This window comes from Labrenzia sp. VG12, from assembly GCF_002237595.1.
Lineage (GTDB): Bacteria > Pseudomonadota > Alphaproteobacteria > Rhizobiales > Stappiaceae > Roseibium.
In genome coordinates this window covers 5,145,209-5,168,042 of record NZ_CP022529.1, presented here as the reverse complement: position 1 = coordinate 5,168,042, position 22,834 = coordinate 5,145,209, and the positions used below count along the sequence as shown (strand labels likewise).

The following is a 22,834-nucleotide window of genomic DNA, read 5'->3' as shown; positions in this document are numbered from 1 at the left end:
GCACTTCCCGGTTAGATCGACTCAGTCTGTTCCGCTGATCAATGTCTCAATATACCGGCCGAAATCCGCATCCTGCAGAACCCAGTTGCCGTCGATCTTGTGAATGATGTGTTTGCGGCGAAGCGTCCGCGTGGCACCCGAGACCCTGCCGGGAGCAACGCTCTCCTCGCCGGTGGCCTGCCCCAGCCGCTTGCGGGCCGCGTTGGATGTCAGGGCCGTTTCACCCTTCACAATCTCCACAAGCACGGCCTGCGCAAGTGCATTCAGATCCGACCAGAGCGCCGGGAAGCCCTGCCGCTCGGCAAGCTCCTCGCGGATCCGTCTGGCGGCGGTATCGAAATCGTAATCCGGATTGAGCGCCATCCGCTCCAGCACGTTGCGCATCATGTAGGGCGACCGGTCGACCTGCAGGAAGAAGGCCATGGCCCCGTCGAAATCCACATCGCGGCTTGTGGCCGTCTTGTGGGCTTTCAGCATGTGGCGCACGAAATCCTCGCCGAGTGGCGGCAGTTCTATATTGCTGCCGAAGTGAAAGAAGGGCGCCTGCCGGTTGGAGAACATCGCCCGCAGACCGTCCACACTGGAGCCGGTGAAAATCGTGCGCACGGTGTCGCGGCGCTTGTCGAGACAGGTCCGCAAGGCGGCGACAAATGCACCATGCTCCGGTGCAGCAAGCCCCTGGACCTCGTCCAGCATGAACAGAACCGGTGCCTTTGCCGTTGCCGGCAATTGACCGATCCTGTCATCCAGCATCAATAACGGATCCTTCTGAGACACCGCTTTCGGTGTTCCGGACAGGTCAACCTCACCGCCAATGCCCATCGGTGCGATCCGGATCTTGGGTTTCATGCCGGTCAGGGCCGACTGGGCCCGTTGCCAGAAACCCGGTTTTTCCATCGCCCCGTCGATGGCATGCAGCAGCGTGTCGACAGGCGTATCCGCCGTCTGCCAGAAACTGGCATAGACAACGGTGCATTTGAGCGCTTCCGCCGCGGGCGCCAGATCGTGGATCAGGAACTGGGTCTTTCCGGTCCGACGCGGTGCAAACAGCGTCAACGCTGTCGACCCGCCCGTCGTGAATGATTGCATCACCCGTTCCGCAAACTCGGTGCGCGGAAAGTGCCAGGGAGAGCTCGACATGATTCGACGCCTCTGTAGAAGTTCTACATATTGGTAGATCAATGTAGAACATTCAGCAAGGCCAAGTTGCGATGCCGCAAAAATGCGCGAATCGGGCGTGTCGCAATCCGGCCTAGACGGCCTGTCGCTCGACCGTCAGGCCAGTCACCACGGGCTCCGGTACCGGGACTGCCCCTTGTTGCGACAGAACCCTTGCCCGCACAAGGCCGCGCACCGAGTTGCCAAGCAGGATCTCGTCGGCCGAAGCCAGATCGGCCCGGGTCAGATCGGCCTCAGAGGCGAGACCACATTCCAGAAGACCAGCCCGAAAGGTTCCCGGCAACAGTCCATGTTTCAAGGCCGGTGTCAGCAGCTTTCCGTTTTTCCGCAAGAAGAGCGTCATGTAGCTGCCTTCGGTCAGGTAGCCGTTTTCGTTTTCAAACAACACTTCCTGGCAACCGGTCTCCGCCTGGTAGCGGCTGCGGGTGTCGTCGTAGAAGGCCCTGTTGGTGGTCTTGTGGTAGAGGAACCGGTTGCCGGAATGGGTTCTCTCCGATGCCAGCGCAAGATTGAACACCGTTGCGCCGTCGACGGGTGTCAGATCCGTTGCGGTGAGCGACACCTCACCGTCTGCATTCAACAGCAACCGGACGCGCTGCGCGCCAATGTATTTGGCGGCCGCCGTTTCCAATGCCGACCGGATAACCTGCTCCTGAAACGCAAATCCGAAATAGATCGCCGATTGCTGCAAGCGCTGCAAATGCCGCTCCAGCAGCAGAAACCCTTCTGCCGGATCGAAGGCGAGTGTCTCGATCAGTTCGAAGTCCGGCACGTTTTCAGACAGGAATTTGAGTTTCAACGCGCATTCGTCATATTCGGGCGCAGCGCCACTGTCGAAGACAACACCGGAGCCGGCACCCGCTTCCCCCATGCCGTTCTGGCGCAGCACCAGCGTTCGGATGGCAACATTCAGGCGGAAGTCACCTCCTGGTGCCAGATAACCGATCGAGCCGGTGTAGACGCCCCGGGGTCCCGTCTCCAGCTCGTGGGCGATCTGCATGGCACTCAGTTTCGGTGCGCCGGTGATCGAACCACACGGGAAGAGATTTTCGATCACGGAAGAAAAGCCTGTGCCGGCCGGAAGCTCGGCCTCGATGGTCGAGGTCATCTGATGCAGGCTCTGGTAGCGCTCAACCTCGCAAAGCTGCCTCACCCGGACCGTCCCGGTCTTTGCAATGCGCGACAGGTCATTGCGCATCAGGTCGACGATCATGGTGTTTTCGGCGCGCTGTTTCGGGTCCTCGGCAAGGTCTCGCGCAATGCGACCGTCTTCCGATGTGTACCGCCCGCGGGGCGCCGTTCCTTTCATCGGGCGGGTGCGCAGCAACGTGCCTTCCCGCTCCAGGAAGAGCTCCGGGGACAGCGACAGCACGGTGCGGCCCGGCAAACACAAATAGGCGGCAAACTCGACCGGTTGCCGGCGCATCAGGTCGAGAAACAGCTGTTCCGGCGCGCCCTGGTGCGCAAAACCCGCGCGCATGGTCAGATTGACCTGGTAGATGTCACCCTTTGCCAGATGCTCCTGGACTGCGGCAAAGGCCTTACCATAGGCGGCACGGTCCATGTCGAATTGCGGGGCGCCGGTCGACGCCGGAGATCCGTCCGCGCTCTCCGCCAGCAGGTGCCGTGCTGTGCTCAGGTCCAGTTCTTCCGGGGCATCATAAAGACCGAACCAGAGAAGTGGCTCGCCCTTGTCCTCGTACCGGCAACGCAGCTTTTCCTCAAAGGCGAAGCCCAGTTCGTAGGCAAGATATCCTGCTGCAAACAGCCCCTTCTCCTGGGCCTTATCCAGACGGGCGAGACACGAGGTGACCTCGTCCAGCCGCGTACAGGTGACGATCTCGCGCGGGCGTTCAAACAGCAACGCGGAGCGCTGCTTCAAAAGGTCCAGCAACAGGATCGATCCGGGCTTTAGGGCGCGCTCAGACATCGGGCTCGGCAGGTCTTCAGGTCCAGAACGGGGGTCATTGTGCACCATGATGCGCCAAGATCACCGGTTCATGTGGCTTGTAAGGAGCGGCTCATGGCATTCATGCGACATCCGGTCAAGTCCGCTGTCGAATCCGGTTGCAAAAAACGAAAAGACCGGCCGCATCCGGCCGGTCTTTCGCTTCGGATCCAGAGAGGTGTCAGGCAGCGACATCCTTCAGGAACGTGTCGATGGCCCGGCGCATTTCCTCCGCCTCGCTTTCCAGCATTTGCGAGGCCCCGCTCATGCCTTCGACAGAACGGTTGGTGCGTTCAACGGATTCCCGGACACCGCCGATATTGGCCGCGACCCGCCCTGTCCCGTTGGCCGCTTCAGCGACATTGCGCGAAATTTCCTGGGTGGCGGAGCCCTGCTCGTCGACAGCCGCGGCAATGGCCGCCGTATAGCTGTTGACCTCGTCCATGATGGCGGCAATCGCGCCGATGGATTCCACAGCCCCCTTGGTTTCCGCCTGGATCGCGGAGATCTGGGACCCGATTTCTTCCGTCGCCTTGGAGGTCTGCGTCGCCAGCTCCTTGACTTCGGCCGCAACCACAGCAAACCCCTTGCCGGCCTCACCGGCACGGGCCGCTTCGATGGTCGCATTCAACGCCAGCAGATTGGTCTGTTCGGCGATTGCCTGAATGAGGGTCACCACCTCACCGATGCGGTTGGCGGCTTCCGCCAGTCCCGCAACCTTCTGATTGGAGGTCTGGGCGTTGGCGGTTGCCTGATCGACGATACCCGTGGTCTGTTCCACCTGGCGCGAAATTTCCGAGATGGACGAGGACAGTTCCTCGGCGGCAGACGCCACCATCTGCACGTTCGATGACGCCGTTTCGGACGCGTCCGAGACCGAGGCCGCCTGTCCCGTCGTGTCCTGGGCAACAGCGCCCAGTTCCTCGGCCGCCCCACGCATTTCGCGCACTTTCAGGCCGACACTGTCCAGCTTGCTGGAAATTTCGGCCTGGAAGGTGGCAATACGATCGTTGACAGCCTGCTGCTTGTCCTGCTCCAGCTGGTCGTGCTCGGCTGTCTGGGCCTGCAGCTGCATGGCCTCCTGACGCGCGCTTTCCGCTTCGTGCCGGGCGTTGTCAGATGCAACGAATGCCTGCTCCAGACTGGTCGTCACCCACCAGAGCGCCGCCACTTCCGCGATCACGATCACCGCGTGGAAAACAACGCGGCTGAAATCCGCGCCGTCCGGAAAGACGGCCCAGGGCAAGGTGAAATTCAGGACAAGGTGATGCACGGCGACAACCGCCGCATAGGCAACCAGCGCACGCCAATCGACCCACCCGGCCAGGATGGCCAGCACCGCAAAGAAGTACATGTGGCCGTCGAGCTGGTATCCGACCTGTCCCTCAGGCACGGCCAAGGCTGCAACGAACAGGGCCACGAGACCGGCAAGCGACATCGCGGTCGCCAGTCGCGTCTCCAGACCTGCGCCGAACTTCATCCAGGTGGCGGTAGCTGCAGCGCCAAGCAACAGCGCCGCGCCGCACACTGCGACAAGCGAGACGTGCCCGACCCAGAAGGCGGTTGCCATGACCAGGAAAACGTTGAACCAGGTGAAATGCACCACCCCTTTTGCAAACCGCTCCCGGAACGCTTCCAGGCCAGCTCCTTGCTCAACTGCTTCACTCATAAATCTCTCTCCATTGGCGTCCCGATCCAGCTTGCGCAGGCTTTTGCAACCACGGTTGACGCGACAAAACCGGCTCCGGACCGGTACAGCCTGGCAACAAGTTCCGGGTCCGTCTGATCCGTGACGGCGACCCAGCGCGTGTTGCCCACGTGAACGATCCGGCCTTCGGCTCTTGCGATGACTTCCAGCGCTGACGCGCCCCAGGGACTGGCAAAGACCGCCAGCGGGCCGCTGCCGGACGGCATCACCGTCGCCAGCGAGACCAGAAGGCTGCAAGCCAGGAAATAGGTCGTGGCAAAAAGGCTTGCCCTGCCGAACACCGAATCACTCCCAAACGCGGATGCGTATTGTGGTTAAGGATTGCAGGGCAGATTTAATAAAGCTTGAAGTAACGCTGGAGGGCGCCGGAATTGGAAAAGAAAAGAACCTCCGGCATTCCTTGCCGGAGGTTCTTTTCTGGCGCGCTTGGCGCAGCGGAAGATGCAGTTGGCCCGAGCCTTTTCAGCTGCCTTGACCAAGACCAACCGGACAGGCAACGCCTGTGCCGCCGATGCCGCAATATCCGGCCGGATTTTTGGCCAGATACTGCTGGTGATAATCCTCGGCGAAGTAGAAGTCATCCAGCTTGCGGATCTCCGTGGTGATCGTGGACATGACGCCGCCTGCTTTCAGAGCTTCCTGGTAGGCAGTCTTCGACTGTTCCGCCAGTGCCAGATCCTCGTCCGAACCGGCATAGATCGCGGACCGGTACTGCGTGCCCGTGTCGTTGCCCTGGCGCATGCCCTGGGTCGGATCGTGATTTTCCCAGAACACCTTGAAGATGTCCGCCAGAGACACTTCTTCCGGATCGTAGACCACAAGGACCGCCTCGGTGTGGCCTGTGCGGCCCGTACAGGTCTCGTGATAGGTCGGATTGGGCGTGTGCCCGCCGGCATAGCCGACGGCCGTGACATAGACGCCCGGCAACTGCCAGAATAGTCGTTCAGCGCCCCAGAAACAGCCCATGCCGACGAGAACGCTTTTCAAACCGTCCGGATAAGGCCCTTCCAACGGCCGGCCATTGACAAAATGTGGCTCCGCCGGACGGATCGCCTCACTCCTGCCCGGAAGCGCGTCGGCTTTTTCAGGCAGCGAGAATTTCTTTGTCAGCATGGTCATGAATGACATGGCAGGTCTCCTTGCACAGACATGACCGCCTTCGGACAACCAAAGGCGGCCAGGTTGGCTGATAATGACTGACCTTAATGTGGCGCAGCCGACCGGTCTTTCCAAGACCCTTCACGCACCGGTGTGCGAATGTGAGACACCGGAAATAGCGGGCAGGATCGGGACCAGCGCATCAGGCATATTGCACACGCTGCCGGCGGCGTTTGGAGCCGACAAACAGCAGGACCAGGCCAACAGGAGCAAATACCGCCCAGACCGGCCAGGTCAGATCGGTTCTAAGTTCGGGGGTCCAAAGAGCCGGGTCGACGTATTGCCGCAGGGTCTCCTGGGCGAGCGCGAGGGTTTCGGGCGACACGTCGAACCAGACCTGTCCGAGCGGCGCCAGATGAAACTGGGAGAGGGCAATGGAAGAACTTGCATCGGAAATGCCGGCAATGATTGCAACGGCCAAAAGGCCGTAGCCGAGGAGGCGGAATAAAAACTTCAAGACACTGAACATCGCTTCACTTCAAACCTTGTGATCGTAATACACGAGATGCCCATTTCCAGTTTGGCCTTAAAAGGGTAGCCGCAGGTTCTTGAGCATTCCTTTAGGGTAATAATGTTCATTCTCCCCGCAAGATATGATCTGCAACACATTCCTGTGACTTTTGCGGAACGATCTCGACGGAGCAGATGGTTTTTGCCTGACAAATCTGCCTGAATCAGTGCCGGAATCCACAGCTTCGGCGGCACATAAAAAAAAATCTTTCAGGTGCTTGCGCTTGTCCGGTTCATGGGTATATTGCGCCCCACTCAAGCGGATGACGCTTTGAACGGACAGGTGGCCGAGTGGCTGAAGGCGCACGCCTGGAACGCGTGTATACGGGCAACCGTATCGAGGGTTCGAATCCCTCTCTGTCCGCCATATTTTCTGATAAGCTTTTGATTTTAAATCGACTATGACCGGTCTGATTTTGCAGACCATCATTCAGCCCATCAGTCGATAGGTTTATTCACAGCCCTGACGTTCAATCAGGACTTTTTCGCCTCAAGCTCTTGCACGACATCGCAACAGAGCCTACCCAATATGTAACCCGGCTCTTTCATGTCATCCGGGTTCATCACCAGCTTGCGCAGGACGTGCTCGCCAACCGAAACCGCTCGTTTTCCCGAGCGCGACTTAGGAGGCTTGCATGTGCGCAGCACGGCAGACTGATCTCTTTCCGACAATTGATCCTTCTACTTCGGAGGTGCCATCCGAAAAGAAGCCCAATGCTTCGTGTGCAATCCCTCCGGCTTTTGCTCACGCAAAGGAAAAATCAAAGCAGTCCGGCGCGACCCAGAGACGCGGCTCGAAGAAGGCTGAAGTCCTTTCTCCCTGGATGACAGTCGGCGACGTTGCCGCCTTTTTTGCCGTGAGTGTGCCCACCATTTGGCGGTGGAACAGAAACAATCCGGAGTTCCCAAAGGGTCATGAACTCTCCCCCGGAACGACCCGTTGGTGTCGAGAAGAAATTGAACGGTACTGCCTGAAGCTGCGGGGTGTGACCTCATGAGGGCTCCCGCGACAGAAAAACCGGCAAAGCGGCAGACCCTCAAGAGCGCGCGTCTGGCGCGTGCCCACTGGCTCTATTCAATCGAAGACGTGATTGCACTCTATCTGGTTTCCAGGCAGACCGTCCGGAACTGGATGCGCTACGGATTGAAAGCCATTGAGGCTCAGAAAACCCTCTTTCTCGGGCAGGATCTGAATGAATTCCATGCCCGGAGACGCAAGGAAGCCAAGGTGCCCTGCACCTTTGAGGAAATCTACTGCGTCTGCTGCAAGCAAAAACATTCCTTTCTCATCGAACCCTTCACAGTCGAGCAGCGAGGCAAGTTCCGAACGCTTGTCTCCATCCAATGCCCCGAGACGGGCGGCAGGACCACAAAGTTTATCCGTGAGAGCGATCTGCACCGATTGAGAGACCTGCAGAAACGCAATTGCAGCGCCGAGACTCCCGATTAGGGAATCTCTCCTCTCCCCGCTGCAATTCATCGGATCAGGACTATCGGAGGACGACTACATGCACGGCCCTACGGCGTGGATGCTCTATTTATACCAAACGAACATGAAAGAGGCCCGGGGACTGAACGCCAAAACAATCAGTGCCCGGATGCGGCACCTCGGGCAGTTCGCGACCAGCCTTGGAGACAAGGAGCTCACCAGACTGACGCAAGATGACATCATAAACTTCAAAAAGGGACTGAATGCGACGGATCACGGAGAGACCACAGGGGACAGAACTCTGGCGGCACCAACCATCGTGCAGACCTGCCACGATCTGAAGACCTTCCTAGAGTGGTTGACCAAACAATCAGGCTACAGATCCCTTCAAAGGGACCTCTGTGATTATTGCACGCCACCTCGTCGCTTGACTGCCATCGCCCACACACCGAAAACAAAACATGTTCCGTCGGCAGCGGACATAGTCTCAACACTCGCGGCCATGCCTCAGACAACATTGCAGGACCGGCGGGACCGAGCAGTGATTGCCTTTCTGTTCCTCACCGGCATACGGGATGGTGCCCTTATCAGTTTGCGTCTCAAGCATGTGGACGTAGTAGGACGCCGTGTTCTCCAGGATGCCAGGGAAGTTAAAACCAAGTTTTCCAAGACCATGCGAACGACATGGTTTCCGGTAGAAAATGACATTTCTGCGATCGTGACGCGCTGGGTAGAGGAGAGACACACCTCAGGAGCAGAAGGCGATGATCCGCTCTTTCCAAGAACACCCAGTGCGGTTCGTAGCCCCCGCGCTAACCATAAGGAGGAATTCTGGAGAACGGCCGCGCCGGTGCGGGAGATCATCAGGAAGGCAACTTGCGCTGCAGGCCTCCCTTACTTTCGTCCTCATTCGATCAGGGCCACATTAGCCCGCATGTGCCTGACCTGGGCGCAATCACCTGAGGAACTGAAGGCTCTCAGCCAAAATCTGGGTCATGAAGACATGGCGACGACCATGGAGCACTACGCGACGCTCGGTGAAGGCCGTCAGCGTCAGTTGATCAATGGCATTTGGGAACGCGTTGAATTTCGAGACACAGATAGAGAACTTACAGATCTGATCAATCGAGTCTCGCCAGCAGATAGAGGTGTATTAAAGGCGATGGCACAAGCCCTTCTGAAGAGTTGAGCCACAGATGGTGGCTCTTGCCTTTCAAGGGGCCCCATCTGGGCTGGCGCGCCAACTCAGAGCGACAGATTCCCGAATTAGGTCAAATTTTCTTGTTATTTCTCCGCGCGTTCGAAAGTTGAAGTAATATTTTTTATTTCAAAATGATCCCTATGAGCTTTGCTTTTTTCAAATGCGTATCCGCACCTCTTCACTATGAATTTGCTTGTACCCTAGGGGCGCATAACTGTTGCTCTGCGCAGAAAACGCAAACACCTCGATGGAACAGAAGTAGAAAATCTCAGTTCTGCTTTCCTTACAACGGCAGCAGAACTTTCAGCCAGCGCGACATAGAAGTCTATCCAGCCTAATCTGCCCCGCGCACGGGAATGCTCTCTCCAGCTTTGGGTTGAACAAGGCGCTGAAGAACAAATACCAGACCTGCAACCGTCAACCCGGCGAGGTCTGTCCAAAGCCCCCCCTCGATCATCAACAGAGCAGACGCGGCAAGGCCAAGCCGCAAGTAGGACGCGGCGACCTTGCCGAGGAACCAGCCCTGGACGCCTGAGCTCAGCAGGAACACGCCTACGATTGCCGTTCCACCGGCGCGCATGATGTCGAGGACATCGCCGTCCATGAGAATCGCCGAATTGTAGAAGAACATGAACGGTACAATGAACGCGGCCAGCCCGAACTTGAAAGAGGTGACGGAAGTGGCCATCGGGTTCGCGCCGGAGATCCCCGCGGCTGCGTAGCTCGCCAACGCCACCGGTGGTGTAATTGCCGACAGAACGGCGAAATAAAAGACGAAGAAATGTGCCGTCAGCGTTGGAATGCCCAGCTGAACCAATCCCGGAGCCACCACTGAGGCCGCAACCGCATAGGCAGCAGTTGTCGGCATGCCCATACCCAGAAGGATCGCAATGCACATGGCAAAGAAGAGGGCCAGGAGCTGACTGGTTGCCGCCAGGTCAAGAAGCAGACTTGAGAAACGGGCCCCGACACCCGTCAGGCTGATGACGCCGACTATGATGCCAGCACAGGCACACACGGCGATGATCTGGATCGACATCACGCCAGCCAGCTCGAAGGCCTTGACGATCGAGCGAAGCCCCATGCGGTGCGGCGTGAACCAGGAGACGACAGCTGCTGAGACGGTTGCCAGCGTCCCGGCACGGATGACCGAATACCCCATGAAGAGGGCCGCGATCAGAATGACGATAGGCACGAAGAGATAGACACGCGCCACCATGTCCCGGAAGTTAGGGAGCTCGTCGTCACGCATGCCGCGCATACCGAGTTTTGCTGCTTCGAAGTCAACCATGAAATAGATGGAGACAAAGTAGAGAACGGCCGGAATGATCGCGGCAATCGCGATATCCTGGTAGGGAATGCCCGTGATCTCGGCCATGATAAAGGCCCCTGCCCCCATTATGGGCGGCATGATCTGGCCGCCCGTGGAAGCGGCGGCCTCAACGGCCCCTGCAGTCTTCTTTTCGTAGCCGACCCGTTTCATAAGCGGAATCGTGAGCGAGCCAGTGGCAACGACATTCCCGGCGGAGGTGCCGTTGATCATGCCCATCAGTCCGGACGCGAAGATAGCCACTTTCGCTGGACCGCCACGCGCACGCCCGGCCGCGGCGAAGGCGAAATTCACAAAATAGTCGCCCACTTTGGAGGCCTGCAGGAAGGCGGCAAAAATGATGAAGAGAATGATATACGTCGAAGAAACGGCGGTGGTGGGCCCCAGTATCCCGGCGTCGGAATAGACATGACCGAAGAAGCGCTGCCATGTGTAGGCGCTTTGCACCGCCAGAATGCCGGGCAGCAGGTGGGCGGTGAACGTGTAGACTAGGAAGACAGCAGTGATGATGACCAGGGCAAGGCCCGCGACCCGACGGGTGAGTTCCAGGATCATTGCAGATCCTGCCGTTGCCGCAAAGGCAACACCGATCGGAACGAATGTCGTGCCGACAGAATTCCGAGCCGCAGTATCATAAATCGCAATGAAATAAATCGCCACAACGACAGCGCAAATGGCAAGCACGACATCGGAGGCAGCAAAGCGCTCACGACCGCGGCGCTCCATCCAGCCAGCGACAATCGCCCCGAATGTTGCAATGAACAGGGGTATGCCGAACCACCAGACCTCGGTTTCGTAGATCTCGGTACCCGGGAAAGCCGCCCAGGTCGTTAATCCGCCCATTTGCGGCAGTGTTCCAGAATGGATCGTGTTGACGAAACTGACTGCCGTTGCTCCCGAAACGAGGGCAGGAACCAGCAGAAGCAACGCAATGATACTGACAAGCCGTGTTTCGCGATGCGGCACAGCTGAGGCATGAAAGATGTGGGCGGAAAAGAGGAGAAAGCCGAGTACCAATGCGCCCGCGATGTGCGCGATACGGAAGTTCCAGGTCTCCATCGGAAACTGCGGCAGGAAGGGTATGGTTATCCCGGTCCAGGCGGAAATCGAAACGCCATTGAGCGCGACCATATGAAATGCAGCGTAAATCGCAGACAAACCTGCCATCATGAGATAAGCGCGCCCGTCGAACAGACGCCGATTGCTCTCGACGGGTTCTTCATCAACACCTTCAGCCAGAACTTTTTCGCCGACATCCTCGGCTGACAGCTCGGTCTTATCTGTCATGGGTCCCTGCAACGGCCGATCTTGACGGCTCTGTCTAGTTGGTCGAGATTGTGCCACCCCGAAGTCGGGCGGGTGTTGATACGATCCTGCGCCCGCACGAGGATCTCCCCGTGCGGACGCGATTGGTAATCAGTTACCGTAGATCATGTCGGCAGGAATTTCAGCACCCTGGGTTTCCTGGAACCAACGGGCCGCACCCGGATGCCACTTCATGACCTGGTTGCGATCCCAGAACTCCGGAAGCGTCGACCGGGCGGCCTTGTGGGTCGCGACCATACGCTCATTGTCGGACATGACCGCTTTCACTACGCCATAGACGAAGGTCTCCGGCAGATCGCAATTGGCGATCGCGAAGTTCCACATGGAGACAGATCGTGCGGGAGCCTCCAGCGTTGTGTAGCTGTCTGCCGCAATGTCGAAATTTGCCACAGGAAAGGCCTTGGTGATAGCGGCCTGTTCTGCTTCGGTAAACTCAATGATGTTGATGTCAGTCTGCACTTCCAGCTGGCTAACAGCCGGAACCGGCACGCCTGCGGCGAACGCAATCACATCCAGAAGGCCGTCCTGCAGCTGACTACCGAGATCCGACCAGCCGCCGTTGCGGCGCTCGAACTTGACACCGAGTTCTTCCATCATACGAGGGAAATAGGTGTCGGACGTCGACCCGGCCGGGCCGAACCCGATCCGGGCACCTTCCGGAATGTCGGCGACGGAGCTGATGCCGGAGGAAGACAGGGCGGTGATAGAAAACGGGGTCTGGTACATCGGGAACATGGCGCAGGCCTTGTCCATTTTCAAACCGGGTGCGATCGGATTCGAACCGGCAATCGATTCAGCCGCAGGGCCCATTGTGGTCATGCCAAACGGCAGGTCGCCGGAATGGACCAATGCCATGTTCTGCATTGGCCCGCCCGTAACCTCGGCAGCGCCGGATACACCAAGTTCTTCACCGGCAATGTTAGCCCAGCCAGTGCCGTAACCGAAATAAGTTCCACCCTGCGATCCCGTGCCCACGGTAAAGCTTTCAGGCCAGCCGGTCTTGTCGATTGTGTCTGCGACCGCTGCGGTTGCGGTCAAGGCGGCGATCACAAAAGCGCCGGTCGTCATGCTGAATTTCATGAGTTCCTCCACATATTCTTCATAAAGGGTGCGTTGTCCCGGCTCACATCCTCTTGTGAGCGGCGGGGATGACCCTTCACCAAAATCCACGCTATACCGGCACTTTGGCGCCGCCCAGAACAACTCATTTATATAAAAAAATGCAATAATTAAGACTCAAGCTGTAATTGCGAGCTGGTCCAGATGCTGATCGAGCGTCTGCAGAAAAGCGTCTCGAGACGCGTCCCGCGTGTCACGGACCCAGGCAACTGACAGGGCCAGCCTGTTCTTCGCCGGGCCAGTCGGCAAATCCAGCGACACGAATGTCACACCGCCAACGGCAAGCCTTGAAATCCACCTTGGTACAATAGCGATCCCGACACCCGTACTTACAAGATTGACGATGGTTTGTTTTTCCTCGGCAATCTGCGCGACACGAGCAGGCAATCCTGCCTCAAGGAAAAGCTTCATCGTCAAATCGTGGCTGTGCGGCCGCGACCCCTTGTCTGGAACGATAAGAGGTTCGTCCGCCATATCCTCGACAGCTATCCGATCCTTTTTTGCGAGCGGGTGCGTGTTGGGAACTGCAACCACCGCTGTTTCATAGAATAGGGATCTCAGCAACAGACGAGGATCGAGAACCTCTGGCGGACGAACAATCGCAATATCGAGGCGCCCTGTCAGCAGGCGAGGCAGCAATCGAATGGTCTTTTGCTCCAGCAGTTGAATGTCTATCTCCGGATGCATATCCCTGAAAAGCGGGATCAGTTGAGGTACAAGTCCAACCGCCGCACTATCGATCGCTCCGATCCGCAAGACTGAAGCCTTGTCCCTCTGGTGTTCCCGAAACGTGGCTTCAACCTTTTCTGCGCGATTCACAATGTCGCGGGCATCTTCAAGCAGATCGCTCCCGGCCTGTGTGAGCGCAACACTGCGGGTCGTACGCGTCAGCAGCCGACTGCCGAGACTGTCCTCCAGCATCTTGATCTGCCGCCCCAGTGATGCGGGAAGGATGTCGAGTTTCTGAGCAGCACGGCCAAAATGCAGCGTGTCTGCAACCGTGATGAAACACTTCAGTTGGCGGAGTTCCATGAGCCTCTACGATTATATCAATTTTTTATATGATCAGACCAACATTGCCGTATTGTTCGAAGATTGCAAGTGTCTCAGCAACTCATCAGCAGCCATGGGAGGACATGCGCTGCTGCCAGCCCGAACAAGACGGAATTCGCAATGCGCAGCTATCAGATTGCAGCCATCCCGGCAGATGGCATTGGCCCGGAAGTGATCGAAGCGGGATCGGAAGTCCTGGCTGCACTCGGTCAGCGCTCCGGAGATGTCAGCTTCGACCTGACCTTTTTCGACTGGGGATCGGACCGGTACAGGAAACACGGTGAGATGATGCCCGCCGATGGCCTGGAACAGCTGAAACCCTTCGACGCGATCTATTTCGGCGCCGTTGGCGCACCGGATGTCCCCGACCACATCACGTTGTGGGGTCTCAGACTGCCGATCTGCCAGGGGTTCGACCAGTATGCCAATGTTCGGCCGACAAAAATCATCCCGGGCGTCACTTCACCTTTGCACAATGTCGGGGTTGGCGACCTGGACTGGGTGATTGTTCGGGAAAACTCAGAAGGTGAATATTCGGGCAATGGTGGACGCACCCACCGTGGCTTGCCGGAGGAAGTCGGCACCGAAGTGGCGATCTTCACTCGTGTCGGCGTCGCCCGGATCATGCGTTACGCCTTCAAGCTGGCACAATCGCGGCCGCGCAAGCTGCTCACGGTCGTGACGAAGTCGAACGCCCAACGGCACGGCATGGTTTTGTGGGACGAAATCGCGGCCGAGGTGGCGCACGAGTTTCCGGACGTCACATGGGACAAGATGCTCGTCGATGCCATGACCGTTCGCATGGTCAAGAACCCGCAGAGCCTCGACACGATCGTGGCTACCAATCTGCATGCAGACATACTTTCAGACCTTGCAGGCGCTTTGGCAGGCAGCCTCGGTGTTGCACCGACGGCCAATATCGATCCGGAGCACCGCTTTCCATCGATGTTCGAGCCCATACACGGATCAGCCTTTGATATTACCGGTAAGGGTATCGCTAATCCCGTTGCAACATTCTGGACTGCCTCGCAGATGCTCGATCATCTGGGCGAGCTGGAATCAAGCCGACGGCTGATGACCGCGGTCGAACGGGTCTGCGATGCAGGTATCCTGACGCCAGATGTCGGCGGCAAGGCGACGACGCGGGAAGTGACCGATGCCGTAATCCAGGCAATCCATGGGTCGAACAGCTGAACAGAATTGAGCCGAAAGCAGGCATCGGAAAAGCCTCCCGTGCGGTTTGAACGCGGGCAGCCTGTCTGTTGATGGGGGGCTGATCCGGTGAGACGGTGCCGCCGGCTCTTCTCAGGAGGAGAGACCGGATGTCTCTCTTTGAGCCTGCTGACGAACAGCGGTTTGAGCGTATCTTACCCGGCATCCCTTTGAGCGATCCAGTCGTGGTCCGGATGGTTCTGGAAGCGCCACTTGCGCATTGGTCCGGCCATGACGTTGAGATAATACATCTCGTAGCCATAGGGCGCACCACAGGGATGGTGGCCCTTGGGGACCAGCACCACGTCATGGCTGTTCATGGAAATGGTCTCGTCCAGGCTGCCGTCTTCGGTGAAGACCCGCTGGTGGCCATAGCCCTGGTCCGGGTTCAGGCGGTGATAATAGGTTTCTTCCAGATAGGTCATGTCCGGGAAATTGTCCTCGTCATGCCGGTGTGGCGGATAGGACGACCAGTTGCCCTGCGGTGTGAACACTTCCGTCACCAGAAGACTGTCGGCAACGTCAGATTCTTCCATGGCGATCGGGAAGATGTAGCGCGTGTTGGCGCCCTTGCCGCGCGTGACCTTTTCCGGTGTCGGCAGGACCCGTGCCTTGTGGCCGCCTCTGCCCGGCGCCGTGCAGACGCCGATCGTGCAGTCGGTCACGGCTGTCGCCGACCAGTCCGTGCCGTTCGGCACATAGACGCTGTGGGGCGGGAGCTGTTCGAAGACACTCATGCGTTCGCCCTGGGTGCCGAAGTCCTCGCCTCCGGTGGAGATGCCGGCCTTGCCCTCGACCATGACCAGGATCACCTCGCGGTCGCCGGTCTGCTCGGAGACCGTCTCGCCCGCTTTCAGGCGGTAGAGGCCGAAGCCAACGTAGCCCCAGTCCGGAGCCTTCGGTCCCCTGGCGGTGTCGACGGTGATGTCATGCACCTTGCCGCTGGTGCCATCGGGTTTGCGGAGCAGCTCGCTCATTTAAGGTCCACCTCTTTTGCAATGTCCTTCAGGGTTCTGAGACCCAGGCTCTGATACTGGAACGGTTCGCGGACCTCCGGGTCCTGTTCCGCCTCGATCACGATCCAGCCCTGATAGCCATTGTCCTTCAGGATCTGGATGAGCGGCTTGAAGTCAATGCCGCCGTCCTCATCCCCCGGCACCGTGAAGACCCCGGCGCGTACGCCGTCCATGAAGGATTTCCCGTTGTCGCGGATGTCCTTCATGACCGCGGGGCGTACGTTCTTGGCATGGAAGTGTTTCATCCGGCCGGCGTATTTCTTCAGGACCGGGGCCGGGTCAGCGCCCCTGGCGCCGAAGTAGCAATGACCGGCATCGAAGAGCAGCTTCGTGGCTGGTCCTGTTGCCGACATGAAGGCGTCGATCTCTTCCAGCGTCTCAACAACCGTGCCCATGTGGTGATGGTAGACAAGATCAATGCCCTGCGCCGCACAGAAGGTGGCCAGCTCTTCCACCTTTGCCCCAAAGGCGGTCATTTCTTCCGCCGTCAGAACCGGGCTGGTGTTGATGTCGACATCAGATCCCTGAATGGTGTTGGAGGTCTCGCAGGCAATGCAGACCTTGCAGCCATTGTGTTTCAGCTTGTCGAGATGCGGCTGGATCGCCTTTTTCTCGTCCTCGACAGACTGCGCCAGCAAATTAAGCGAGTACCAGCCGGAGACGAACTTGAGGCCATGGCTGCCGAGCAGCTGTTTCAGGGCTTCCGGTTCGTCCGGCCAGCGGTGACCGTTCTCGATGCCGTCAAAGCCGATCTCTGCGGCTTCCGCCAGGATCTGCTGCGTCGGAATATGTGCGCCAAGGCTCTGGTCGTCGTCATTGGCCCAGGCAATCGGGTTGGTGCCGTAAAGGATCATGTTGGTGTCCTGTGACGTTTCAATTTTCTGGCCTCATCCTGAGGTCTTTTAAATCTTCGTCATTGCAGGGCTTGACCCTGCAATCCACGCCGTTTCCGTGCCAAAGGCATGGAAGTGTTGGGTTCGTGAACGGCATGGATCCCCCGATCCAGTCGAGGGCAGGCCCATGGTCAAGCCATGGGATGACGAGGTGTGGAGTGGACGCTTCTTGTTGTAAGCCCCCTCACTCCACAAGGCTTTGCTGTTTCAGCGCTGCGACATAGCCCTCGCGGGCCTTGTTGACTTCCGCGCGAGCGGAGACTTCGGGAACTGCCACGTCCCACCAGTGGCCGCCACCGGCTTCGCCGGGCCCGTGCATCGGGTCCGTGTCGATCACGATCACGGTCGGGATGGATCTGTCTTTCGCGCTGAGGATCTGGGCTTCCAGGTCGGCAATGTCCTTTGCCTTGACCGCATGAGCGCCCATGGCGGCGGCATGGGCAACGAAGTCGATCTCCGGCTGGGTCTCGACATTGCAGTCCTTGTAGAGGTTGTTGAACTGTTCTCCGCCGGTGCCCATCTGCAGCCGGTTGATGCAGCCAAAGCCGCGGTTGTCGGTCAGGACCACCGTGAACGGCACCTGCCGCATGACGGCGGTGGCAAGTTCCGAGTTGGCCATCATGTAGGAGCCGTCGCCGACAAAGCAGACCACATCCCGCTCCGGCTGGGCGAGCTTCACACCGATGGCGCCGGCAATCTCGTATCCCATGCAGGAAAAGCCGTATTCCATGTGATAGCCGCCCTGCGGGGCCTGCCACAGAAGCTTCAGCGCGCCGGGCATGGTGCCTGCCGCACACATGGCGATGGTCTTGTCGGTCGAGGTCCGCTGGACGGCTCCAATCACTTCTGCATCGAGAGGCAGATACCCCTCCGGAACATCCGTGCGGGCGCTGCAATGGGCATCCACCTTGGCCAGCCAGTCGAGGCGGGCTTCAGGATCGAACGCGCCAGACTTGTGATCGCCGAGGGCGGCCGACAGCTTTTCCAGCGACACTTTGGCGTCGCCGACTACACCGACGGCACCGTGCTTGTCCGCGTCATAGCCCTGCACGTTGATGGAGACGAGCTTGCGGCCCGGCTCCTTGAACAGCGCCCAGGACCCGGTGGTGAAGTCCTGGAATCGGGTGCCGACGCCAATCACGAGATCGGCGGCTTCGGCGAGCGCGTTGGCGCTTGCCGCACCATCGACACCGGCAGCACCAAAGTTCATCGGATGCGCCTGGGCGAGGGCCGACTTGCCGGCCTGGGTCTCGATCACCGGAATGCCGTGGGTGGTAGCGAAAGCGCCCAGGGTCTCTTCGGCCCGGGAATAGACAACACCCCCGCCGCAGACGAGGACGGGCCGCTTGGCTCCCTTGATCAGCGCGGCGACCTCGGCAATGTCGCGTGTGTCCGGCTCGGGCCGGCGGATACGCCAGACCTTCGGTTCGAAGAAACTGGCTGGATAGTCGAAGGCCTCGGCCTGGGTGTCCTGGCAGAAGGACAGGGTCACCGGGCCGCACTGCGCCGGATCGGTCATCACGCGAAAGGCGCGGGGCAGCGCGGTGAGCAAATGTTCCGGGCGGCTGATCCTGTCGAAGTACCGCGAGACCGGCCGGAAGCAGTCATTGGCCGATACCGTTCCGTCGTCGAAATCCTCGACCTGCTGCAGGACGGGATCGGGGGCGCGGTTTGCAAAGACATCGCCCGGGATCAGCAGCAGTGGCAGACGGTTCACATGGGCAAGGGCCGCAGCCGTGACCATGTTGGTTGCGCCCGGCCCGATGGAGGAGGTCACCGCCATGGCACGGGTGCGCTTCTTCGCCTTGGCGTAGGCAATCGCCGTGTGGGCCATGGTCTGCTCGTTCTGGCCGCGCCAGGTCGGCAGGGCATTGCCGGCCTGCTCCAGCGCTTCGCCCAGACCGGCGACATTGCCGTGGCCGAAGATCGCCCAGATCCCGTCAATGAAGCGCTCGCCGTCTTCGGTCATTTGCGCCGACAGGTAGCGGACCATCGCCTGGGCCGCGGTCAGTCGAAGGGTGCTCATGCAGGGGTTCCTTCAGGAGAATTCAATCGGGCTTCAGACCGTGCGTGGTCCCAGATCTCGCAAAGTCGCGTGTAACGGGCGGCCATGTGCGCAACCGCGACGTGATCGCTCATTTCACCTTTCATCCATGCCCGTGCGGCGTCTCCGAAAATCGTGCGTCCAACGGCAAACCCCTTGACCAGGTCATAACGTGCAGCAATCTTGAAACTTGCGGATAATTCCCATTCCGGGGCATCCAGACCCAGCACGACAATACCGCGCGTATGCTGGTCAAACTCCTCGATCGCAGCAACCGTCGCCGACCAGGCCGCTTCGCTGGCCATCGGTTCCAGTTTCCACCAGTCCGGATAAATACCCGCTCCGTAGAATTGCCGGATCAGGTCGGCAACCGTATCGTCGCTTAGCGGACCAACTTTCGAGGGAATGACCTCCAGAAGGAATTCCAGTCCGTTGCGCCGCGCTGAACAAAAAAGGCGCCGAACGGTTTCTTCCTGCTGCTGTTTAACCATATCGGTGTCATTCGGATGACAAAAACACAAGACCTTGACCACATTGTCACTTGGCCACTCGTCAAGACCGCCAAAGTCCGCACCCAGCTCCGGTTCAAGTTCCAGGGGACGCGACCCCGGCCATTCGGTGGGGCGCCCGATCCACAAGCCGGAACCGGAGGCCTTGTGTAGTGCGGATCGGCCGATGCGGTTGTCACACAACACCCCATAGCCCGTTTCTCCAGATTGCACCTGCAGGGCTGCCTCAAGACACAATTCCTTGAAACGAGCTCCCTTTTGAAGCGAGAAACCTTCCATCTCTTCCAGCTGAAGTCGATGGTCAAAGGCGAAAACCCGCATGGTCGACCAGTCACCCTTCCGATTGGTTGACCAATGGAGTTGCTCCAGCTCAGGATCCTTGCGGAGCGCCTGGTCCCTTACACCGCGCTTCAGGAAGAACTGCAGTTCTTCCCAGCTCGGATAGGCAGGGGTACAGCCATGACGTGATACAGCAAAAGCCCCACAAGCATTGGCATAGGTGAGCGCTGTGACCCAGTCCTCGCCTGTGATCCAGCCCTTCAGCAGGCCGGACATGAAGCCGTCACCTGCACCAAGCACGTTGAAGACCTCGATCGGAAACCCCGGACCGGAGACACCCTGGTCAAGGCTGTCCGGAATGTCTTCCTCGAACGCGACAGCACCCATCGGGCCCCGTTTGCAGACGAGAGTGGCCTTTGAGACATTCCGGACATTTCGCAGCGCCTCGACCGTGTCGGTGCTGCCGCCAGCGATGTGGAACTCTTCTTCGGTGCCGACGATCAGATCAAACAGATGCAGGGTCGACTGCAGCTTGGCCGTCACCTTCTCGGAGGCGATAAAACGGTTCTCGCCGTCGCCGTGGCCGGACAGGCCCCAGAGATTGGGCCTGTAGTCGATGTCGAGCGCCGTCTTGCTGCCATTGTCGCGGGCCAGCCGCAGCGCCTTCAGGACAGCCGCTTCCGTTTGCGGATGGCTGAGATGCGTTCCCGTGGCTACCACCGACTTTGCCGAGGCAATGAAAGCCGGGTCAATGTCATCTTCGGTGAGTGCCATGTCCGCACAGTTCTCGCGATAGAAGATCAGCGGGAATTGCTCCTGGTCGCGGATACCAAGGAGAACCAGCGCGGTCAAACGGTCTGGGTCCGTGCTCACACCGCGCGTTTCAACGCCTTCCTTTTGCAGTTGTTCTCGGATGAAACGGCCCATATGTTCGTCGCCGACACGCGTGATCAGGCCGGATTTAAGACCAAGACGAGCCGTGCCGCAGGCAATGTTGGTGGGGGAGCCCCCGATATACTTGTTGAAGCTGGCCATGTCCTCCAGCCGGCCGCCCACCTGCGCGCCATAGAGATCAACCGACGAGCGGCCGATCGTGATCAGGTCCAGGGTCTCAGACATCTTCAACCCTCACAGGCTGACCGCTCTGTACTGAACGGGTTGCCGCTTCCGCCATAGCAAGAGCTGCAATGCCATCGTCGAGCGTAACCGGAAGTGTGCCGCCACCAGCAAAAGCGTCCACGAACGCGCCCCATTCAGCGGCATAGGACGTCATGTAGCGCTCAAGGAAGAAATAGGTGGGCTTGGCACCGGTCACGCCGGACGTGGTCGACTTGACCACCGAATTCTCCAGCATGTTCTGTGCCTGCAACAACCCTTCAGACCCAAGGAGTTCGAGCCGTTGATCGTAACCGTAAACGGCGCGCCTCGAGTTTTTGATTACGGCGATACGACCGTCCGCATAGGTCATTGTTACGGCAGCGGTGTCTACATCTCCAGCCTCCCCGATTTCCCGGTCCACCACGGACGACCCGACCGCCATGATCGAAACCGGCGGCTCGCCCATGATGAAGTTTGCCATGTCGAAGTCATGGATCATCATGTCCCGGAAGAGACCGCCAGAAACCTTGATATAGGCAACAGGCGGCGGAGCAGGATCGAAGGATGTGATTGAGAGCAGTTCCGCCTTGCCGATTTCATTTGCGTCCAGAGCCGCTTTCAACGCACCAAAATTCGGGTCAAACCGCCTGTTGAAGCCGATCATTACCGGCATTCCCGTTTTCGAAACGGCCTCACGACAGGAACGCGCACGTTCCAGGCTCAGATCGACTGGTTTCTCACAGAGAACAGCCTTGCCCACAGCCGTTGCCGCCTCAATCAAATCGGAGTGAGTGTCGGTCGATGTTGCGATCAGCACCGCATCGATGCTCCGATCGGACAGGATGTCTTCTGTCGAACGCGCGACTGAGCCGTATTGAGCTGCCAGTTTCTTTGCGTTTTCGGGAAAATGGTCGGATACGGCTGCCAGTGTGCTGCCCGGATTGCCCGATATTGCGGTCGCATGAACACCGGCGATCCGGCCTGCGCCGAGTAGTCCAATTCTGAGCATTGGTCTTTGCTTTCCAAATTTGGGTTAAAGGGTAAATGCGGTCTTGAATGCAGCAAGCGCTGCTTCGGGATCTCCTGCTGCGAACGCTTCCATCCCGACGGGGCCGCTGTATCCCATTTCAAACAGCGCGGTTGCGATGCGGGCATAGTTCATTTCACCGGTGCCCGGCTCGCACCGGCCGGGATTGTCGGCGACCTGAATTTCTCCGATCCAGGGCAGACACTTCTGACACCATCGGATGACATCACCGTCACCCAGTTGCGTGTGATAGAGATCAAGATTGATCCTCAACTGCGGGCGATCGACCGAAGAGACCAGGGCGAGCACATCACCGGTCGAGCCGAACGGACAGCCCGGATGATCCAGCAGATTGAGATTTTCGAGCGTGAAAACCACACCTTCCTCCTCCGCGAGATCGCAGATGCGATGGAGCGTGTCACGCGCCTTGAGCCACATCGCGCCCGGTACAATGTCATGTTGCCAGATCGGGATACCCCCCTCCCCCAGACCCGTGCCATGGAGGTTGAGACGCTGAACTCCAAGGCGTTTTCCAATCCGAGCCGTTTCCCTTGCGGACGCAAGAAGGATGTCTGCCCCGTCGTCATCGGCCAGACGGCCGTCGAGGTACCCGTTCATGATGGTGAAGGTTGCGCCGGTCTTTTCCAGCTCCGCCAGGTCGTGAGCGGGCCAGTTCCAGAGCCCTACTCCGAATCCCATTTCCTTAAGACGCAGAACGCGCCATTCGATGGGCTTGTCGCACCAAAGCATTTCCGCACAAGCGGCGAGAGCAAATTGCCCCGACATCGTGTTTTT

The 22,834-nt window shown here is 58.9% G+C and carries 18 protein-coding genes and 1 tRNA gene; 4 read left to right on the top strand and 15 right to left on the bottom strand.

The genetic code is table 11. The features are described 5' to 3' along the window. Window positions 1-21 precede the first annotated feature (21 nt). From CHH27_RS23865 to CHH27_RS23840, 6 genes are all read right to left on the bottom strand, one after another. Window positions 22-1,140 (bottom strand): hypothetical protein, encoded by a 1,119-nt coding sequence (locus CHH27_RS23865; protein ID WP_094073818.1) that lies wholly within the window; start codon window positions 1,138-1,140, stop codon window positions 22-24. Window positions 1,141-1,252: 112 nt separating this feature from the next. Then, window positions 1,253-3,109, bottom strand: coding sequence for an aminodeoxychorismate synthase component I (gene pabB / locus CHH27_RS23860; RefSeq protein ID WP_094073817.1), 1,857 nt, complete (start codon window positions 3,107-3,109; stop codon window positions 1,253-1,255). 199 nt (window positions 3,110-3,308) lie between these two features. Further along, window positions 3,309-4,796 (bottom strand): methyl-accepting chemotaxis protein, encoded by a 1,488-nt coding sequence (locus CHH27_RS23855; protein ID WP_094073816.1) that lies wholly within the window; start codon window positions 4,794-4,796, stop codon window positions 3,309-3,311. After that, window positions 4,793-5,116: a hypothetical protein gene (locus tag CHH27_RS23850; protein WP_208988350.1), complete on the bottom strand. Its 324-nt coding sequence runs from the start codon at window positions 5,114-5,116 to the stop codon at window positions 4,793-4,795. Before CHH27_RS23850 ends, CHH27_RS23855 begins: the two co-directional genes overlap by 4 nt. A 181-nt stretch (window positions 5,117-5,297) precedes the next feature. Then, a complete protein-coding gene (gene msrA / locus CHH27_RS23845) occupies window positions 5,298-5,963 on the bottom strand; it encodes a peptide-methionine (S)-S-oxide reductase MsrA (protein WP_094073815.1) in 666 nt (221 codons plus the stop codon). A gap of 172 nt (window positions 5,964-6,135) precedes the next feature. Next, window positions 6,136-6,450, bottom strand: coding sequence for a hypothetical protein (locus tag CHH27_RS23840; protein WP_208988349.1), 315 nt, complete (start codon window positions 6,448-6,450; stop codon window positions 6,136-6,138). A gap of 330 nt (window positions 6,451-6,780) precedes the next feature. Here CHH27_RS23840 and CHH27_RS23835 point away from each other — a divergent pair. From CHH27_RS23835 to CHH27_RS23825, 3 genes are all read left to right on the top strand, one after another. Continuing rightward, window positions 6,781-6,870, top strand: a tRNA-Ser gene (locus CHH27_RS23835). 627 nt (window positions 6,871-7,497) lie between these two features. Beyond that, complete coding sequence (locus CHH27_RS23830; protein ID WP_094073813.1) at window positions 7,498-7,953, top strand: hypothetical protein; 456 nt, start codon at window positions 7,498-7,500, stop codon at window positions 7,951-7,953. A gap of 58 nt (window positions 7,954-8,011) precedes the next feature. Further along, window positions 8,012-9,121: a site-specific integrase gene (locus CHH27_RS23825; protein WP_094073812.1), complete on the top strand. Its 1,110-nt coding sequence runs from the start codon at window positions 8,012-8,014 to the stop codon at window positions 9,119-9,121. Window positions 9,122-9,467: 346 nt separating this feature from the next. On the opposite strand, the gene CHH27_RS23820 is transcribed toward CHH27_RS23825, so the two are convergent. The 3 genes from CHH27_RS23820 to CHH27_RS23810 all read right to left on the bottom strand — a co-directional run bounded on the left by CHH27_RS23820 (window position 9,468) and on the right by CHH27_RS23810 (window position 13,940). Continuing rightward, window positions 9,468-11,750 (bottom strand): TRAP transporter fused permease subunit, encoded by a 2,283-nt coding sequence (locus CHH27_RS23820; RefSeq protein WP_094073811.1) that lies wholly within the window; start codon window positions 11,748-11,750, stop codon window positions 9,468-9,470. 129 nt (window positions 11,751-11,879) lie between these two features. Beyond that, a complete protein-coding gene (locus tag CHH27_RS23815) occupies window positions 11,880-12,869 on the bottom strand; it encodes a TAXI family TRAP transporter solute-binding subunit (protein WP_094073810.1) in 990 nt (329 codons plus the stop codon). 156 nt (window positions 12,870-13,025) lie between these two features. Then, window positions 13,026-13,940 (bottom strand): LysR substrate-binding domain-containing protein, encoded by a 915-nt coding sequence (locus tag CHH27_RS23810; protein WP_094073809.1) that lies wholly within the window; start codon window positions 13,938-13,940, stop codon window positions 13,026-13,028. A gap of 141 nt (window positions 13,941-14,081) precedes the next feature. Between CHH27_RS23810 and CHH27_RS23805 the strand changes: the two genes are divergently transcribed. Beyond that, the gene (locus CHH27_RS23805) at window positions 14,082-15,155 is read left to right on the top strand and encodes a tartrate dehydrogenase (RefSeq protein ID WP_094073808.1); all 1,074 of its coding nucleotides are present in this window, start codon (window positions 14,082-14,084) and stop codon (window positions 15,153-15,155) included. Window positions 15,156-15,328: 173 nt separating this feature from the next. On the opposite strand, the gene iolB is transcribed toward CHH27_RS23805, so the two are convergent. The 6 genes from iolB to CHH27_RS23775 all read right to left on the bottom strand — a co-directional run bounded on the left by iolB (window position 15,329) and on the right by CHH27_RS23775 (window position 22,825). After that, a complete protein-coding gene (iolB, locus tag CHH27_RS23800; protein WP_094073807.1) occupies window positions 15,329-16,150 on the bottom strand; it encodes a 5-deoxy-glucuronate isomerase in 822 nt (273 codons plus the stop codon). Continuing rightward, window positions 16,147-17,043, bottom strand: a complete 897-nt coding sequence (gene iolE / locus CHH27_RS23795; RefSeq protein ID WP_094073806.1) for a myo-inosose-2 dehydratase — start codon at window positions 17,041-17,043, stop codon at window positions 16,147-16,149. Before iolE ends, iolB begins: the two co-directional genes overlap by 4 nt. Window positions 17,044-17,266: 223 nt before the next feature. Continuing rightward, window positions 17,267-19,108 (bottom strand): 3D-(3,5/4)-trihydroxycyclohexane-1,2-dione acylhydrolase (decyclizing), encoded by a 1,842-nt coding sequence (gene iolD, locus CHH27_RS23790; protein ID WP_094073805.1) that lies wholly within the window; start codon window positions 19,106-19,108, stop codon window positions 17,267-17,269. After that, window positions 19,105-21,033, bottom strand: a complete 1,929-nt coding sequence (gene iolC, locus CHH27_RS23785; protein WP_094073804.1) for a 5-dehydro-2-deoxygluconokinase — start codon at window positions 21,031-21,033, stop codon at window positions 19,105-19,107. Before iolC ends, iolD begins: the two co-directional genes overlap by 4 nt. Next, window positions 21,026-22,021, bottom strand: coding sequence for an inositol 2-dehydrogenase (gene iolG, locus CHH27_RS23780; protein ID WP_094073803.1), 996 nt, complete (start codon window positions 22,019-22,021; stop codon window positions 21,026-21,028). The genes iolC and iolG overlap by 8 nt, the downstream gene beginning before the upstream one ends. Before the next feature lie 24 nt (window positions 22,022-22,045). Beyond that, window positions 22,046-22,825 carry a TIM barrel protein gene (locus CHH27_RS23775; RefSeq protein WP_094073802.1) on the bottom strand — a complete coding sequence of 260 codons (780 nt, stop codon included), beginning with the start codon at window positions 22,823-22,825 and terminating at the stop codon, window positions 22,046-22,048. Window positions 22,826-22,834: the final 9 nt, after the last annotated feature.